Origin of the sequence: Streptomyces sp. NPDC058464 (genome assembly GCF_042721035.1) — a bacterium.
Lineage (GTDB): Bacteria > Actinomycetota > Actinomycetes > Streptomycetales > Streptomycetaceae > Streptomyces.
In genome coordinates this window covers 1-16,339 of record NZ_JBHXMA010000055.1, presented here as the reverse complement: position 1 = coordinate 16,339, position 16,339 = coordinate 1, and the positions used below count along the sequence as shown (strand labels likewise).

General features: G+C 70.8%; 18 protein-coding genes. 2 read left to right on the top strand and 16 right to left on the bottom strand.

Annotated elements, in window-relative coordinates; all coding sequences use genetic code 11:
- Positions 1-12 precede the first annotated feature (12 nt).
- The 12 genes from ACFWPQ_RS45045 to ACFWPQ_RS44990 all read right to left on the bottom strand — a co-directional run bounded on the left by ACFWPQ_RS45045 (position 13) and on the right by ACFWPQ_RS44990 (position 11,671).
- Complete coding sequence (locus ACFWPQ_RS45045; protein ID WP_384048969.1) at positions 13-1,089, bottom strand: MSMEG_0565 family glycosyltransferase; 1,077 nt, start codon at positions 1,087-1,089, stop codon at positions 13-15.
- Complete coding sequence (locus tag ACFWPQ_RS45040; RefSeq protein ID WP_384048967.1) at positions 1,086-1,922, bottom strand: carbon-nitrogen hydrolase family protein; 837 nt, start codon at positions 1,920-1,922, stop codon at positions 1,086-1,088. The genes ACFWPQ_RS45045 and ACFWPQ_RS45040 overlap by 4 nt, the downstream gene beginning before the upstream one ends.
- A complete protein-coding gene (locus ACFWPQ_RS45035; protein WP_384048964.1) occupies positions 1,919-2,773 on the bottom strand; it encodes a carbon-nitrogen hydrolase family protein in 855 nt (284 codons plus the stop codon). The genes ACFWPQ_RS45040 and ACFWPQ_RS45035 overlap by 4 nt, the downstream gene beginning before the upstream one ends.
- Positions 2,770-4,272 (bottom strand): MSMEG_0567/sll0787 family protein, encoded by a 1,503-nt coding sequence (locus ACFWPQ_RS45030; RefSeq protein WP_384048961.1) that lies wholly within the window; start codon positions 4,270-4,272, stop codon positions 2,770-2,772. The genes ACFWPQ_RS45035 and ACFWPQ_RS45030 overlap by 4 nt, the downstream gene beginning before the upstream one ends.
- Before the next feature lie 5 nt (positions 4,273-4,277).
- On the bottom strand, positions 4,278-5,363 hold the full coding sequence (locus ACFWPQ_RS45025; RefSeq protein WP_384048958.1) for an MSMEG_0568 family radical SAM protein: 1,086 nt from the start codon (positions 5,361-5,363) through the stop codon (positions 4,278-4,280).
- A gap of 10 nt (positions 5,364-5,373) precedes the next feature.
- Positions 5,374-5,895: an MSMEG_0572/Sll0783 family nitrogen starvation response protein gene (locus ACFWPQ_RS45020; RefSeq protein WP_384048955.1), complete on the bottom strand. Its 522-nt coding sequence runs from the start codon at positions 5,893-5,895 to the stop codon at positions 5,374-5,376.
- A 42-nt stretch (positions 5,896-5,937) separates the two neighbouring features.
- Positions 5,938-6,753 carry an amidohydrolase family protein gene (locus ACFWPQ_RS45015; protein ID WP_384048952.1) on the bottom strand — a complete coding sequence of 272 codons (816 nt, stop codon included), beginning with the start codon at positions 6,751-6,753 and terminating at the stop codon, positions 5,938-5,940.
- Positions 6,754-6,766: 13 nt separating this feature from the next.
- On the bottom strand, positions 6,767-8,083 hold the full coding sequence (locus ACFWPQ_RS45010) for an MSMEG_0569 family flavin-dependent oxidoreductase (protein ID WP_384048948.1): 1,317 nt from the start codon (positions 8,081-8,083) through the stop codon (positions 6,767-6,769).
- Positions 8,080-8,385: an MSMEG_0570 family nitrogen starvation response protein gene (locus ACFWPQ_RS45005; protein ID WP_384048945.1), complete on the bottom strand. Its 306-nt coding sequence runs from the start codon at positions 8,383-8,385 to the stop codon at positions 8,080-8,082. The genes ACFWPQ_RS45010 and ACFWPQ_RS45005 overlap by 4 nt, the downstream gene beginning before the upstream one ends.
- A 260-nt stretch (positions 8,386-8,645) precedes the next feature.
- The gene (locus ACFWPQ_RS45000; protein WP_384048942.1) at positions 8,646-9,563 is read right to left on the bottom strand and encodes an NAD(P)-dependent oxidoreductase; all 918 of its coding nucleotides are present in this window, start codon (positions 9,561-9,563) and stop codon (positions 8,646-8,648) included.
- 12 nt (positions 9,564-9,575) lie between these two features.
- A complete protein-coding gene (locus ACFWPQ_RS44995) occupies positions 9,576-10,673 on the bottom strand; it encodes a branched-chain amino acid aminotransferase (RefSeq protein WP_384048939.1) in 1,098 nt (365 codons plus the stop codon).
- A gap of 17 nt (positions 10,674-10,690) precedes the next feature.
- Entirely contained in the window at positions 10,691-11,671 is a 981-nt protein-coding gene (locus tag ACFWPQ_RS44990) for an aldo/keto reductase (RefSeq protein WP_384048936.1), read from the bottom strand.
- A 240-nt stretch (positions 11,672-11,911) separates the two neighbouring features.
- Between ACFWPQ_RS44990 and ACFWPQ_RS44985 the strand changes: the two genes are divergently transcribed.
- Positions 11,912-12,433: a pyridoxamine 5'-phosphate oxidase family protein gene (locus tag ACFWPQ_RS44985; RefSeq protein ID WP_384048933.1), complete on the top strand. Its 522-nt coding sequence runs from the start codon at positions 11,912-11,914 to the stop codon at positions 12,431-12,433.
- A 12-nt stretch (positions 12,434-12,445) separates the two neighbouring features.
- On the opposite strand, the gene ACFWPQ_RS44980 is transcribed toward ACFWPQ_RS44985, so the two are convergent.
- Positions 12,446-13,327 carry a LysR family transcriptional regulator gene (locus tag ACFWPQ_RS44980; RefSeq protein WP_384048930.1) on the bottom strand — a complete coding sequence of 294 codons (882 nt, stop codon included), beginning with the start codon at positions 13,325-13,327 and terminating at the stop codon, positions 12,446-12,448.
- Positions 13,328-13,468: 141 nt separating this feature from the next.
- On the opposite strand from ACFWPQ_RS44980, the gene ACFWPQ_RS44975 reads away from it, so the two are divergent.
- Positions 13,469-13,615 (top strand): hypothetical protein, encoded by a 147-nt coding sequence (locus ACFWPQ_RS44975; RefSeq protein ID WP_384048927.1) that lies wholly within the window; start codon positions 13,469-13,471, stop codon positions 13,613-13,615.
- Between the two features lie 30 nt (positions 13,616-13,645).
- On the opposite strand, the gene ACFWPQ_RS44970 is transcribed toward ACFWPQ_RS44975, so the two are convergent.
- Genes ACFWPQ_RS44970 through ACFWPQ_RS44960 form a run of 3 tightly spaced genes read right to left on the bottom strand, consistent with a single transcriptional unit; the run spans position 13,646 to position 15,853 of the window.
- Positions 13,646-14,815, bottom strand: coding sequence for a hypothetical protein (locus tag ACFWPQ_RS44970; RefSeq protein ID WP_384048924.1), 1,170 nt, complete (start codon positions 14,813-14,815; stop codon positions 13,646-13,648).
- Positions 14,812-15,489, bottom strand: coding sequence for a DsbA family protein (locus ACFWPQ_RS44965; protein ID WP_384048921.1), 678 nt, complete (start codon positions 15,487-15,489; stop codon positions 14,812-14,814). The genes ACFWPQ_RS44970 and ACFWPQ_RS44965 overlap by 4 nt, the downstream gene beginning before the upstream one ends.
- On the bottom strand, positions 15,476-15,853 hold the full coding sequence (locus ACFWPQ_RS44960) for a cupin domain-containing protein (RefSeq protein ID WP_384048918.1): 378 nt from the start codon (positions 15,851-15,853) through the stop codon (positions 15,476-15,478). The genes ACFWPQ_RS44965 and ACFWPQ_RS44960 overlap by 14 nt, the downstream gene beginning before the upstream one ends.
- Between the last annotated feature and the right edge of the window lie 486 nt (positions 15,854-16,339).

Sequence of the window (16,339 nt, the reverse complement as noted above, 5' to 3'; positions counted from 1 at the left end):
GAACGTTTCCGGTCAGCCCAGAGAGCGGTACAGGGCCAGATGGCGACGGGCCGCCTCGGCCCAGGTGTGAGCGGCGGCCAGCTCCCGTCCGGCGGCCCGCCTGGCCGGGTCCTCGACCGTGAGTACGTGGCCGAGTGCGGTGGCCAGCCGGCCGGGCGTGGCGGCGAAGTCGGCTGCGGCACCGAAGACCTCGCGCAGGACGGGCAGGTCGCGTACGACCAGGGGGACGCCCGCGGCCAGGGCCTCCATGGCAGCGAGGCCGAAACCCTCTTTGAGGGAAGGAAAGGCGAAGGCGTCGGCGGCGGCCACCAGCGAGGGCAGTTCCTCGTCCGCGACCTGTCCCAACACGACTGGATCGACGCCGAGTTCGGCTGCCCGGGATTCCCAGCGGGTGCGGTAGTCGCGGTAGTCGAAGAGGGTCTCGCCGCCCGCGATCACCAGCCGTATGCCGGGGTGTTCGGCGCGCAGCAGGGCGTACGCCTCCAGCAGGTCCAGGGAGCCCTTGCGGGGTTCGATGCCGCCGACGGTGAGGATGTAGCGGCCCAGGCGGGAGCGCCACCTCGCCCTCGCCGTCGGGTCGGTGGTCGCGAAGCGGTCGTACGCCACCCCATTGGCGATCACTTCCGCCGACAGGCCCCAGACCGCCCGGAGTTCCTCCGCCACGGCCGTCGACACGCAGATGTGCGCGTACGGCTCGACGATGGCCCGTTCGTGGCAGGCGGCCAGTTCGGGCGTGGTGAAGTGGTCGATGTGGTGGACGGTGCGGACGCAGCGACCGACGGCGTTGGCGCTGATGCAGTCCTGGGCGTGGACGATGTCGTACGGCGTCGGGTCGAAGGCGTCGCGGAGGGTGGCGATGGAGCGCAGCACCCGTTCGCCGACCGTCTCATCGGCGGGACCGTCGACGAACGGCACGATCCGCAGCCGTACCGCCGGCGAGACGGGGCGGAAGAAGCCCGTATCGCCGCCCCGGCCCAGGGTCCACACCGTGACGTCCTCGCCGAGCGCCGCGAGGGCCTCCGCGAGCGCGAGAGTGTGGACGACCCCGCCGCGCGGCTTGGTGGAGTAGCTGAGCAGGGCGATCTTCACGACAGGTTCTCCCGGTAGGCGTCGGGGCGGCGCTCGTCGAGGTGTCGCAGGACGCGGCGGGCTCGGTCGATCTCCTCGGCGACGTCCACCTCCGCGACGGCGAGGCCCGCCTTGGACCAGGTGCGGGCGAGGATGTCACCGCCTGGGCCGACCACCTTGGCCTGGCCGAGGAAGCGCATGCCGCCCATCGCGCCGGTCTGGTTGGAGGAGGCCAGGACGACCTGGTTCTCGGCGGCGCGGGCCTGGTCGTAGAGGTCGAAGAGCTTGGCCTGGCGGTCCTGGGCCATCCGCGGGGCGCGGTTGGTGATGGAGGTGGGCCAGGCGGACAGACAGGCCAGCACCTCGGCGCCGTCCAAAGCCAGCGAACGGGCCGACTCCGGGAACGTCTTGTCGTAGTCGATGAGCATCCCGATCCGGCCCACCGGGGTGTCGAAGGCGTCGAACCGGTCGCCGGGAGAATAGGCGGCGACCTCGCCTGCCGGAAGGTGGACCTTGCGATGGCGGCCGAGGACGCCGTCGCCGGACACGCAGACGGCCGCGTTGTAGCGCTCGTCCCCGCCGTCCTCGCAGTAGCCGACGCAGACCACCATCTCGGCGGCCAGGCGCGCGACTTGGAGGATCAGCGGGTCGTCGGGCTTCAGCGCGGGCGGCAGGGCCTCGGGGTCGGGGTGGCGCAGGTCGGCGAGGTAGCCGCCGAGCGCCGCGTCCGGCAGGACCAGCAGGCGGGCGCCGGAGGCCCGCGCGTCGTCGATCAGCTTGGCGATGCGGGCCAGGTCGAACTCCAGGTCGCGGCCGAAGTGGGCGGCCGCGGCCGCGATCCGGATCGTGCTCATACGCTGACTGCTCCCGGTGACAGGTCATAGGTCTCGGGCCGCCGGTCGCGCAGGTGCCCCATCGACCGGCGAGCGGTCTCCAGAGCCTGTACGACGTCCAGCTCGGCGACGGCGACGCCGGCCGCCACCCCCGTGTCGGCGAGGATCTCGCCGCCCGGGTCGACGACCTTGGCACTGCCGACGAAGCGTAGCGACCCGAAGGTGCCGGCCTGGTTGGCGGAGAGCCAGACGATCTGGTTCTCCAGGGCACGGGCCCGGTCGAAGAGATCGAAGCGGCGCTTCCAGCGGTCCTTTTCGAGGTCGGCGGCCGCGTTGGTGCGGGCACCGGGCCAGGCCGACACGCACACCCCGATCTGCGCGCCGTCCAGCGCCAGTGCCCGCGCGGACTCGGGGAACGCCTTGTCGTAGCAGATCATCATGCCGATCCGGCCGACCGGGGTGTCGAAGGCGTGGAACCGGTCCCCGGAGGCGTAGCTGGCGTCCTCGCTCAGCGGCTGGTGCACCTTGCGGTGGTTGCCGAGGACGCCGTCGCCGTTCACGCAGACGACGCTGTTGTAACGGCGACCGTCCGCGTCCGCCTCGCAGTAGCCGGCGACGACCGTCATCTCCCCGGCCAGCGCGGCCAGCCGGCGGATCTCCGAGCCGTCGAGGGCGAGGGCGGGCGGGCCCTCGTCGAGTTCCGCGGCGTCGTCGAGGCTGAGCAGGTATCCGCCCAGGCACGCCTCCGGCAGCGCCAGCAGCCGCACGTCCTGTTCCCGGGCCTGTTCGATCAGCCGTCCGGCGATGCGGAAGTCCTCTTCCAGGTCGCGGCCGAACTCGGCGGCCACCGCGGCCATGCGCAGGGCGCTCATGCGGCTCCCATCCCGGTCACCGTGGAGGTGACCGCTTCGGTGATCTCTCCGTCGGGCCAGCGCAGCCCGACGCCTTCTCCTGTGGTCAGTTCGCCGCACACGGCACCCGTGGCCGGTCCGGCCGGCAGGGGCGGGGCACCCGGTTCGTCGGCGGTGAGCATCGCGTAACCCGGGAAACAGGTGAGCCAGTCCCCCGGCGTCGCGGCCCCTGGCCGAGGTACGGCCGCCATGTCGAGGACCGCGCGGCAGCCGCTCGCCTCGGCGAGCATGCCGAGGGTGCCGGCGATCCCGGCCATCGACACGTCCTTGGCGGCGGCGGGCCGGGCGGCGGCCACCGCGCGCGTCATGGCGCGCAGTTCGTCCGTACGACGGTGGGTCGTCGAGTCCCACTGGTGGCCCCGGTAACCCGGCCGCCAGCCGCCGCCCAGGTCGGCCGTGAGCCGGACGGCGTGTCCGGGCCGGCCACCACCACCCGGCACCGGGTGTCGGGTGCGGCCCAGCGCGGTGACCGACAGGGCGGCGGGGACGCCGAGCTGGGTGTGCCCGCCCAGCACCGCAACGCCGTACGCCCCGGCCGCGCGCACCAGTCCGGCGAGGACCCGGGCGGCGTGCGAGGCGTCCTTCGCGCCCAGCGCGTCGAGCAGTCCGACCGGTGCGGCGCCCATCGCGGCCAGGTCGTTGACGTTGACCAGCACCGAGCACCAGCCCGCCCAGTCGGGATCCCGCTCGACCATGGAGGGCACGATCGCGTCGCACGCGGCGATCACGTCGGTGCCGGGGACGGGCGCGCCGTCGTCGCCGACGAATCCCGAGCCGCCGAGGGCGGCCCGCGCCGCGCTGCCCCGGGCCCCGCCGACCGGGTCCGGTGCGGCATCGCGGACCGCCGGTTCGAGGAGCCCGGCGAGCAGCGGGCCGAGGGCGGACTTCCTCGTGGTCGCCTGCGCCGCGATGCGCCCGATGGGCCACCGCATCAGCATGTGCGGTGTGTGGGCGACCTCCGTAGGCCGCACGGACCGCCAGCCCAGCCGTCGGAACAAGGGCTCGTTGCGCACTTGGACGGTCGCGTCGAAGCGCAGGACGCCCTCCGCTTCCGCCCGAGCGCACGCGGCCCGCACCAGTGCGGCACCGATGCCCCAGGGGCCGCGGGCGCTCGGCGCGACGACGAGTCGGCCGCCCGCCCACCAGCCGAGGTCCGGGCCGTCGGCGACCGGTCCCAGCCGGACCCCGCCGAGGACCGTGCCGGCGGTGTCCTTGGCGATCAGCACCACCGTGCGCGGATCATCGTCCCGGTCGTCCAGGTCGTGACCGCGGAAGAGTCCCTGCTCGTGCACGAAGACATCCCGGCGCAGCCGCCGGTAGGCGGCCAGTTCGCCCTGCCCGTCCGCTTCTTCGACACGGTAGGAGGTCCCGCGTGCGAGGGTGCTGCGGTCGCCCAGCAGAGCCAGGATGTCCTGCGGCCTCTCGGTCGCCGTCGGTGCCGGGGATCCGTCGAGGAGCACGCCCCTCACCCGCCCGCCGTCGGCAGCACGCTGCACGCCCCGCAGGCCGCGCACCCCGCCTTCTGGTCGGCGCCGCGCATCCCGGCGGCGCGCAGCTTGGCGGCGACGCCCTCGGTGACGTGGCGCAGCAGCTCCGCGCTCGGGGCGCCGATCCCGTCGCGGGCGGCGAGGGTGCCCGCCATCGGCCGGAAGGGCACGACGAAGGGATACACCCCGCGGTCGATCAACCCGCCCGCCCCGGCGATGAGTTCGTCGGGATCCTCGCCGAGCCCGACGAGGAGGTAGGTGGAGACCCGGTTGGGGCCGAAGACCCGCACCGCCTCGTCCCAGGCGGCCTCGTACTCGGCGAGCGGCACGGTGGACTTGCTGGGCATCCAGCGCCGGCGCACCTCGTCGTCGAGGGACTCGACGTGGATGCCGATCGCGGTCGCTCCGGCGTCGTGCAGGGCGCGGATCCAGGCGAGGTCGCCGGGCGGTTCGCACTGCACCTGGATCGGCAGTCCGGGGACGGCTTTCAGGACGGCCCGCACGGAGCGGACCAGATTGCGGGCACCCCGGTCGGTGCCGGTGGTGGTGCCGGTCGTCATCACCATCTGCTTCACGCCGTCGAGTCGTACGGCCGCCTCGGCGACTTCGGCGAGCTGCGCCGGGGTCTTGGCGGCCACCGTGGCGCCGGAGCGCAGGGACTCCTCGATGGTGCAGAAGCGGCAGCGGTCGGACGCGGCGTAGCGGATGCACGTCTGGACGACGGTCGTGGCGAGGACGTCGGCGCCGTGCAGGCGGGCGATGTGCTCGTACGGAACGCCGTCGGCGGTCGTGAGGTCGTAGAACCTCGGACGCCGAACGGCGGTCAGAGTGAGGCCGGTGTCCTCCTCGCCGAGCCAGACCCGGCCGTCGCGCACACGGTAGGGGCTCTCGGGGTTGGTGGGCAGGGCCGCGTTGGCACCGCCCACGAGGACGTGACCGTCGTCGCTGGGTCCCGCGCCGTCGGGACGCCGTACGGGGGCGTCCAACGCGACCCCGCGCAGGGCGAGTTCGGCACGGGTCAGGATGCGGACGTCCACGGCTGTCGATTCGGTGCCAACGCTCATGGCAGGCCCCTTACAGCTGGTAGGTGGAGTTGATGATGGCGCCCTTGCGCGCGTAGTGGATCAACGCGTCCTGGACGTCGAGCGGGTGGGTGGGGATGACGCCCTCGATGAGGTCCTCCTCGCGGGCGCCGTGCAGGGAGAGGCCGAAGCGGCAGCAGAAGACCTTGCCGCCCTCCGCGATGAACGTCTTGAGCTGGTTGTTGATGTTGTGCTCGCCGGGGAACGCGGAGTTCCCGGTGGTCGGGAAGCCGCGGGTGGCCAGGCAGTTGAGGGAGCCGGGGCCGTAGAAGTAGATGGCGGTCTCGAAGCCCTTGCGCAGGGCGCGGGTGGCCTGGAGTACGGCGACGAAGGACACCGAGGACTCGTGGGCGATGCCGTGCACGAGGGTGAAGTAGGTCTCGCCGTCGTCGGCCTGGTAGTCGGGGAAGACCTTGGTGGAGCCGTAGATGCTGGAGCCCTCGGGCAGGGACGGGTGCGGGATCTCGTCGAGGGACTTCTGCTCGACGTCGCTGAGCTGGACGGTTTCGGACATGGCTGTCTCCTTGTACGAGGCGTTGACGGGGAAGAGGGGTAGTCAGTCGTAGAGCGCGGCGAAGGTGTCCCGGAAGACCAGGCCGCCCAGTTCGCGACCGCCGACGGCAGCGGTCATCCGCGCGTACTCGCCGGTGAAGTCGCCCCACGGCTGGTCGCTGGCGAAGAGCACCCGGTCGTGGCCGAGGCCGCGGTGCTCGATCTCCCGGGCCAGCCAGTACGGCAGGAAACCGATGGCCCAGGAGAGATCGGTGTAGACCCGCTTGCCGGCGGCGATCCAGTCGAAGAACCGGGAGCCGGCGAGCTTGATGTGGCCGCTCATCCCGCCGCCGAAGTGCACCAGGTGGAGGGGCACTTGGTCGGCGTACCAGTCGACGAGGTGGCCGACCTCGTCGATGTCGGAGGCGGCACCGGGAGAAGTGTGGACATGGACGACTAGGTCGTGCCGGGCCGCCGTGGCGAAGATACGGTCCAGTTGGGGGCGGCAGGCGGGGTCGGTGGCGCGGCCGCCGAGCAGGAAGCTCAGCTTGAGTGCCTTCACGCCCCGCTCACCGGCCAACGCCAGTGCCTGCTCGGTGCGTTGTGCGTCCTCCGGGCGGGGCGAGACCCAGAGTCCCGCGCGGATCCGGTCGTCGGTCTGCGCGGCCTCGATCGCCAACTCGTTGAAGGAGAAGGCCACCGCGGGATCCGGGACCCCGTAGTTCGGGATGACCAGGGTGCGTTCGGTGCCCTCGGTGTCCAGGTCGGCGATCAGCTGCTTGATGGTGGCGCGGGCGGTCGTGTCGGGGTTGACGGGCGGGCCGCCGTAGAAGGGAAAGGCGGGCAGTACGCCGATGTGGCGGTGCGCGTCGTAGACCATGGGTTGTCGTTCCTCAGCCGATGGGGAGCGCGGACGTGACGGCGGTGGGAGCGCCGGTCAGGGCTCCGCACACGTCGGCCATCCGGCGGCCCGCGTCGATGTGGTCGGCGAGGAACTCGGCGTCCCTGCCGACCGCCTCGAACCGGCCCGATCCCCAGGAGTGCTGCCAGGGCAGGCCCAGGAAGTACAGGCCGGGGACGCTGCTGATGCCCCGCCAGTGCATGGGATAGCCGCGCCCGTCGAAGGCGGGGATCTCGATCCAGCGGTGGTCACGGGCGAAGCCTGTCGACCAGACGACGGAGGTGATGCCCGCCTCGGCCAGGTCGAGGGTGCGCGGCTGCTCGGCCGGCTCCCAGACCGGCACGTACCGGGCCTCCTCGGGTGCGTCGATGCCGTTCGCCTCGATGTGCGCGTCGATCGCGTCCTTGATGCCCTCGGCCACCACGTCGGCGTGGTCGAGGTTCACCTTCAGGTCGTCGGCGAACTCCAGCGCCGCTCCGTCGACGTCCGTGAGGCGGCCGTACAGGCGCATCCCGTCACGAGCGAAGGCGCGCAGGTCGATGTCGCGGCCGCCGTCCCGACCGGTGACGTAGTGGTTGACCCGCAGGCGCACCGCGTCGGCGTCGTCGAACCCGTCGATGCTCTTGGTGTAGTGGCCCATGTCGTCGAGCCAGGCCACGCAGTCCCGGCCCCGGTAGAACCGGGCGACCCGTGGTGCGCTGCCGACCGCCAAGTGGACCTGGCGCCCGGCCAGGTGAAGGTCCTCGGCGATCTGGCAGCCGGACTGTCCGGTGCCCACCACGAGGACGGCGCCGTCGGGGAGTTGGTCCGGGTTGCGGTAGCCCGAGGAGTGGAACTGCGCGACGGCGGTGGGCAGCCGTTCGGCCATCCGGGGAAGCTTCGGCGTGTGATAGGGGCCGGTCGCGACGACCACTTGGTCGGCGGTGAACTCCCCCGCCGTGGTGGTGACTTCGAAGACACCGTTCGGCGAGCGGCGCAGCCGGGTCACGGACACCCCTTCCACCAGCGGGGGCTGGAAGGCGGCGACGTACCCCTCCAGGTAGCGCACGATCTCGTCGCGGACCATGAACCCGTTCGGGTCGCTGCCGACGTAGGGGTGCCCCGGGAGCCTGCACTGCCAGTTGGGGGTCACCAGGCAGAAGGAGTCCCAGCGGCGCTCCCGCCATTCGTGCCCCACGCGGTTCGCCTCGACGACCACATGGCCGACACCGCGTTCGCGCAGTCTGTGGCTGACCGACAGCCCTGCCTGGCCGCCACCGACGACGGCCACCGTGTAGTGGGTCCCCGCGAGCCGGGGTGCCGGGGTCATCGCGCCCTCCCGTGGGCGTCGAGCAGCGCCTCGACCGTGACCTTGCTGCCGGGCGGGAACGCGCGCACGCGTGCCGTCTCCTCGATCTGCTCCAGCTGGCCGGAGGCACCGGTACAGAAGAAACCGAACTTCTCCCGCACGCGCTCACCGGCAATTCCGAGCGCCGTCCGGCTGCGTTCCAGGAACTCGGCCAGATCGTACTCTCCGCCCACCGTGAAGTAATCCTCGATTACCGTGGAAGGGGAATAGCAGCGCTGGGTCGCACCGTCGGGCCAACGCACATCGAAATACATCTCGGGCATGACATCCTCCATGCCTGGCGCCGAGGTCTTGACGCCTCGCCGCTGCTTGTGACCACCACTTCAGCCACCTTCGGTTACCAAACCAAGTCATCCGGAACAAAGCAGAGTTACGGAGCCCTCACACCGAACCGGGCCTGATGCACACGGATTTGCCTCAGAGGCAAATTCCAATCCGTTTGCGGAGGTCAAGGAGATCCACAGAACCGGATACCCGTCATTCGTCGGGGAAATACCGCTACCCGGCGGCTCCACATACCCGATCAGCCGGCCGAAGGTGTTCTCACAGCCGCATTCCGCAGTCGCAGTCGCACCGCCGAGGAGAAGCGCATGCCCCTGGCCCCTCCCCCGTTCGATCCCGAGCTCGGTGCCGCACTGGCCATCGTGTCCGAGCGACTGCGGGCCGCGTCGGCGATGAGGATGCAGCTGGCGTAGGCGTCGGACGCGGCGGCCTGCACCGAGAAGTCCCGTTCGATGAGCATGGGGAGCTTCACCCGAGTGACGTCGCTGGCCATGGGCCCGGCGTCGACGGCGGCCTTGAAGGTGGTGAGGTCGAGGCCGTTCCGGTCGGCGAAGTGCACGGCTTCCGCCAGGCCCGCGAGCATGGTGTTGAGGTACAGGTTGACGGCCAGTTTCGTCAGCAGGCCGTGCCCCGCCGGGCCGCACATCACGGTCTCCCGGCACATGGGCGCGAGCAGCGGACGGACCTCGGCCACGGTGTCCGGGTCGCCGCCGAGCAGCACCACCAACTGGCCTGCTTCGGCGGGCTTCTTGGAGCCGGACACGGGCGCTTCGACGAACCGCCCGCCCGCTGCGGCGATGTCCGCCGCGAGGCCGCGCGCGTAGTCGGGCGCAGTCGACCCCGTCGATACGACGACATGCCCGGACACCAGCCGCGCAAAGGCGGGCGTGCCGCGTCCCAGCACCGCGTCCGTGGCCTGCTCGTCGACGAGCATGACGATCACGGTGCGGGTGCGGCCGAACACCTCTTCCACGGTGCCGGCGACAGTCGCACCGAGCGCTCGCAGCGGTTCGGTGCGCTCCGGGGACCGGTTCCACACCACGAGGCGGGTGCCGGCCTTGGCGAGGTTGAGCGCCATCGGCTGTCCCATCACGCCGAGGCCGATGAACCCGATCTCCTCCTCGGCCCGGGGCGCGGGACCGACTGCGGGGTGTGTCATCTGCGAGCTCCTTCACCGCACCTTGTCGAGCCAGCCGTACGGGTCCGGCCTGCGGCCGTTCTGGAGGTCGGTCAGCGCCGCCTTCAGACGCTCCGCCACGGGGCCGGCCTGCCCGTCGCCGACCGTGAAGTCGAACGACCGGCCTCGCACCCTCCCGATCGGGGTCACGACGGCGGCCGTGCCGCAGCCGAACACCTCGCGCAGCCGTCCGCTCAGGGCATCCGCGTACCACTGGTCGATGGAGTACGGCTCCTCACGCACCGTCAGCCCCAGGTCCGCGGCCACCGTGATCAGGGAGTCGCGGGTGATGCCCGGCAGGATGGTCCCGGTGAGCGGGGGCGTCAGCAGGGAGCCGTCGTCGAAGACGAAGAAGACGTTCATGCTGCCGACCTCCTCGACCCAGCGCCGCTCGGCGGCGTCGAGGAAGACCACCTGCCGGCAGCCCTCCCGGACCGCTTCCGCGTGAGCGGCGAGGCCGGCGGCATAGTTGCCGCCGCACTTGGCCTCGCCGGTGCCGCCTGGCGCGGCGCGTGAGTAGGTCTCGGACGCCCACAGGGTGATCGCCGAGGCGTCGGACTTCAGATATCCCACGGAAGGGCTGGCCACGACCGCGTACAGGTAGTCGGACGAGGACTTCAGTCCGAGCGCCGCCTCTGTGGCGATCATGAACGGGCGTAGGTACAGCGCCCCGCCTTCGGCCCGCGGTATCCAGTCCCGGTCGGCGCGGACCAGTGAGCGTACCGATTCCAGAAACAGGTCCTCCGGCAGCGGAGGCATGTCGAGACGGACCGCCGAGTTGCGGAAACGGCGGGCGTTGGCCTCGGGGCGGAAGAGCGCGACGCCGTCGTCCGGCAGCCGGTACGCCTTCATGCCCTCGAAGATCTCCTGGGCGTAGTGGAGGACCAACGCCCCGGGGTGAAGCGGGAGTTCACCCTGGGGACCCAGCCACCCCTCATGCCAGCCCCGCCCCTCGGAGAACCGGATCGTCACCATGTGATCGGTGAAGACCCGACCGAACGCCGGGTCACGGAGCAGCGCTTCGCGCTCACTCGCCGGGACGGGATTCACGTTCGGTATGTGAGAGAGGACCTGTGCCTCGCCGAGACCCATGGAGTGTCCGTTCCTTGTCAGAAGAGTGCGATGGGCGGCAGCGGGGGGAAGATCTCGTCGAGCTCGGCGAGGTCCTCCGCGCTGAACTCGTGTCCGACGGCCGCCGCGTTCTGGGCGACCTGCTCGGGGCGGGTGGCGCCGGCGATGACCGAGGCTACGGCGGGGCGGGAGGCGAGCCAGGAGAAGGCGACCTGGACCTCGGTGAGGCCCCGCTTCTTGGCGAAGTCACCGAAGGCCGCGAGCTGTTGCAGGTCGGCGTTCTCGAAGTCGTCCTGGCGGAAGTGCGTCAGGCGGGCGCCCTCGGGGGCCTTGCCGGAGGAGTACTTGCCGGTCAGGAGCCCGCTGGCGAGCGGGTAGTAGGGCAGGACCCCGAGGCCGAACGCGGTGGCGGCGGGCAGGACTTCGAGTTCGGCGCGGCGGTCGAGCAGGTTGTAGTGGTTCTGCGAGGCGACGAAGCGGGCGGTGCCGAGCTCGCGGGCGAGGTACTCGGCCTGGGCGATCTGCCATCCGGCGAAGTTGGAGTGCCCGAGGTAGAGCACCTTGCCCTGCCGCACCAGGGTGTCGAGCGCGGCCAGGGTCTCCTCGATCGGGGTGACCGGGTCGGGGGTGTGGAACTGGTACAGGTCGATCCGGTCGGTGCCCAGCCGGCACAGCGACTCCTCGACCGCCCGGACGATGTACCGGCGCGAGCCGCGGACGCCGAAGTCACGGCCGTTGGCTCCCTCCGCGTCCATGCCGAACTTGGTGGCGATCACGACGTCGTCGCGGTGGCCCTTCAGCGCCTCGCCGAGCAGCTGCTCACTCAGTCCGGGGGGCGTGCCGTAGGTGTCGGCGACGTCGAAGAAGGTGATGCCGGCCTCCAGCGCGGCTCGCACCACGGCGGTGCTGCCCTCCTGGGTGGCGCTGGCGGTGTTCGGCCTGCCGAGGTTGCTGCTGCCGAGGCCGACGGTGGAGACGGTCAGGCCCGAGTTGCCGAGTTGGCGGTGGCTGATGGACATGGTGCGCCCTTCCTTGCGATGTGTGCTCAGCCTGTTCAGCCCCAATAGATGAGTCAAATCAATCTGACCCATCATCTGATGCAAGAATTCGATGACTATTCTCCCGTGGGGCGCCATCACCGCGGCATGTGAGGAAGGACAGCAACCCGGGCCACCACTGTGCGTCCGTCCATCCTCGGCGCGGGCCGGCAGACCCTAGCGTCGGCATTGCCACTGTCGCCGAGGCGAAGGAGCCGTGCGATGTCGATCACGGTGTCGCAGTTCCGGGATGTTGCGGACGGGACGAAGGAGGGCCAGTTCGAGATCGGTGATCGCGCCAAGGTGCGCGGGCTGAAGGATCTCGATCCCGTGTACAGAGAACTGCTCGACGGTCCGGTCACGGCGGTCGTCGCCGTGACCGGGGCAAGGGGGCGGCCGAATCTCACTCCGGTGTGGTTCGACTACGAGGACGACAAGGTCCTGCTCAATCTGGCCTCGCACCGCAAGAAGGTGACGTGGTTGCGCGCCGCGCCCCAGGCGTCGTTCCTGCTGATGAACCCCCAGAACGCCTACCACTGGCTCAGCATCAAGGCCACGGTCGTCCGGGAGATCTCCGAGGACGATCCGGCCGACGGCGGGCGCGTCACCGCCCAACTGGACCGCATGTGGACCAAGTACAGCGGCGGTCAGGGCTCGTACCCGCTGCGCGAACCGGGACGCGACGAGCGCCGCATCCTGTTCGAACTGCGCGTCGATTCCGTTGCCACCTTCGGCCGCCCCTGAGCGTCGGCGGCCCTACGCCGGGGCGGACACATGCTTCTCGGACAGGTCCCGGACAGCGGTGACGTTCGGGTGCCAGGGGCGGCCGGTCGGGCCGGTCAGGACGAGCCGGCGCTCCAGGCGCGGCCTGAGCGGGACCAGGGTGAGGGTGTCCGACAGCATGCTCGCCGCCAACGACGGGACGATGGCGACGCCGAGGCCGGCCTCCACCATGCACAGCAGCGTGGTGAGCTCGCGGATGCGCTGGGTGGGCCGGTAGGGCTGGCCGGTCAGTGCGTGCAGGTGCTTGACCTGGGTCTCGCAGCCGGAGGTGGTGGCCAGCAGCGGATCCTCCAGCAGGTCCGCCAGCTCGATGGACTCCTCCCGCGCCAGCGGATGGTCGCTGCGCACGACGGCTTCGTAGGCGTCGGTCGCCAGGTGCAGGGCGCCACTGGGCAGCGGGTCGGGGTCGATGAGGATGGCCGCGTCGACCGTGCCGCTCTCCAGCCACTCCGCGATCTCCTCGTCGAGGCCCTCGAAGAGGGTGATCTCGACCTGGGGCAGCTGCTCGTGCCACAACCGCAGCAAGCCGGGCAACAGCCCACGAGCGGCCGTCGGCGGCACGGCGAGCCCGATCGATCCGGCGGCCGTGGCACTGGTGTGCGCGGATGCGGCAGCGGTGAATCCGCGGGCGGCGGAGAGGGTCGCGCGGGCATGCGGCAGCAGGACGTCACCCAAGGGGGTCGGCCGCACCGGCGCCGCGCGGCGCACCAACTCGCCCTGGACGGCGCGCTCCAGCGCGGCGAGCGAGTGGGACACCGAGGACTGGCTCATGCCGAGAGCGGCGGCCGCCGCACCGAACCCTTCGTGGTCGGCGATCGCCACGAACACAGCGAGCTGCCGCAGAGTCACGTCCATCGAAATGCCCCATCACTACATGCCATGAATCGATTTGATTCATCTTACTGACCGGGTGACGCGCATGCGGCGCGACCACCGCCGCCACCGTCGCCTACCTCACCCCGGTGGCCGGCGTCGCCCTGGGCGTCCTCGTTCTCGGTGAAACCATCCACAGGCGCCGTACTGGTCCTGCTCGGCGTCCTCATCGGCCAGGGACGCCTCACGGCGAACCGACGCGGTCAGGCATCGATCGAGGACACGGCTCCTCGGAATACGACCGTGCACGCGACGAAGGCCGACGCGTGACCATCGGCACGGCACGTGGTCCCGGGATGGTCAGTCATTCCGACCACCGACCGCGGCACTCGGGGACACCGGCCCGTTGAGACCGAGCCGGAGCCCGAGCCCGACGCCGTGCCGGTAAAGGGCGTCGCCTTCATCCAGTCGGTTCTTCTCCCACGCCGCCAAGGCCGCCTCCAGCGAGGGCAGTTGCTGCAGGGCGGTGAAAAGGGTGATGGCGTCGGCGGCCGCCTTCTCCGCGCTGGCCGCCGTGTGCGGCCGTACGACGAACGCCGCGTCCCCGGTCAGCAGCAGCCTGCCCCGGCGCATCCCGGAGACCCGTCCGTCGAGGATCGCCTGCGCGAACGGCTCCCGGGTGAGCTCCACCAGCCGGCGCACCGGCTCGGGCAGCAACTCCGCAGCGCGGTCCAGGAGTTCGGCGTGCACCTGCGGGGCGATCAGCCCCGGAGGCAGGGACAGTCCGTGGGTGGTGCCGTCGCGGTCGGTGGTGATGCGGTCGAGTTCGGCCGCGTCGGCGCGTACGTACCAGACCCAGTTCATACGGCGGCTGCCTGGCGCGGACGCGCCGAAGTCGCCGGGGATGAAGTAACACAGGAACTGGGTGCGTTCACCGTCGTAGAAGCTGAACCGGTCACGGAAGCCCTCGCTCAGCTCCTCCGGGAGTTCGGTCTCGTCGATCACGCCCCGGTAGGCGACGTACCCGGCGTAGCGCGGTGCGCCGTCGGGCGCGACGAGTCCGCGGTGCCGGGAGGCGGAGCCGTCCGCGATGATCGCGAGGTCGACGGGCTGGACAGTGTCACCGACGTGGATGTCAACGCCGTCGGGGCGGGGCCTGAGGGCGGTGACCGGGTGGCCGTCGTGGTAGCACGCGCTGTCGAGGCGGTCCCGGAGGGACTGGTAGATGGCCCCCCAGGAGATCATCTGCTGCCGCATGAGCGTCTGGTGGCTGCGCCCGTCCCGGGCGAAGAACTGCCGGTGGGTGACCGGCACGCTGACGCTGTCCGGGTCGACGCCGCAGAAGGTGTTCAGGAACCAGGCGACGCTCGGCTGGAGCACGATGCCCGCGCCGCGGTCGTCGGGGCGGCCCGCGGACCGCTCCCAGACCGTGACCTCGAGACCGAGCTCGGCGAGCGCGACCGCCTGGAACAGCCCGCCCAGCGAACCGCCCACCACACCCACCGACTTGATGTCCGACACCGCGCTCACGCCGAGCACACCCCGCCCTCGCACGCGGCTCCGTCCGGCACCTCGGTGGCGTGGCGTTCGAGGATCTCGACGAGGGCCTCGGTCGGGACCGCCCCGTTGATCGCCTTGTCACCCACGATCAGCAAGGGGACCCCGCTCAACCCCAAGTACTCCGCAAGCTGCACGTCTTCCCGTACGGCGGCCTCCAGCGCCGGATCCTCCAGCTGCTCGGCCACATCGTCACCGAGCCCCGACTCCGCACCCAGCCTTGCCAGTACGGCGATGTCGCCGACGTCCTGGCCCTCCGAGAAGTACGCCACCAGCAGGCGGTCGGCCATCACCGCACCCTGCCCCGACTCCCGCTCGGCGAGGGCGATCAGCCGATGCCCGGCCCGGGTGTTCGGCGTCCTGGCGATCGCGTCGTAGTCGAAGACGATCCCCTCGTCCCGGCCGGCCATCACGGTGCCGGCGTCCATCTGCCGCGACCGCTCCCAGCTGCCGAACTTCTCACTCCGGTAGATGCACCGGTCCATCCCGGCCACCGGCATCGTCGGGTTCAGCTCGAACGCGTGGTGCCGGATGCGGAACTCCTGCCCGGTGCGCTCCCCCACGATGTCGACGGCCTTCTGCAGCCGGCGCCCGCCGATGTAGCACCAGGGGCAGATCAGGTCACTGAACACATCAAGCGAGATCATGGGAACCCTCGACGTTCTCGACGTACTGGATGTCGAACGGCTTGTTGGTGACGAACAGGAACGTGCAGTCGCCGTCCTCGGTCGCGCCGTGTGTCATGGCGCCGCCCTCCGGGAACCAGACGAAGCTCCCGGCCGGGTAGTCGCCCTGGTGGGTGCTGAGGGTGCCGTCGAGGACGTAGATGCCGTGGGCGCAGTTGTGCGTGTGCCAGGGGTTGGTGAACCCGGCCTTGTACACCACCTTCAGCACCTCCATCCCGGTGTCGGGATCGGCGACCAGCGGCAGCCGGTCGAGGACCGCGCCGATCTCGGGAAGCGGAAGCCGCTCCCACTCCGCGGTGTTCGTGTCGACCGCCGTGAGCTTCAAGGCCGTGAGCCGAGCGCCAGACATGAGGTCTGCTGCCTTTCGATGCGAGAGAGCTTTAACCACCTCCCAGCATGGCAACGCGCGACCCGGAGGGAACTGTGCAGCTCCACAGCGTTCAGCCATGCACATGTGCCACTGAACATGTGCAGCCATCGATACCGCCGACTCAAGCCAGCGAGACGATCACGCACTTGATCTTGAGGTACTCGCCGAGCATCGCCCAGTCGTTGACCCAGACGATGCCTGCCTGCAGACGGGCGGCGGTGCCGCTGGGGCGGCAAGAAACAGCTGGTCCTCGACGCGGTACGGCATGTGATCAGCCCCGTGCGAGACCCACATGCCAGGGGCTCCTGGTCGTCAACGCCTGGGGCCGGGACGTCGTCCCGGCCCCCCGCGGTGTGGGCGAACGGTGGCGGGTTCGGTGGGGGGGTGGTGGGCGGGGGCGCCCGCACAAACAACGGGGTGGTGGGGGTAACAGTGAGTTAT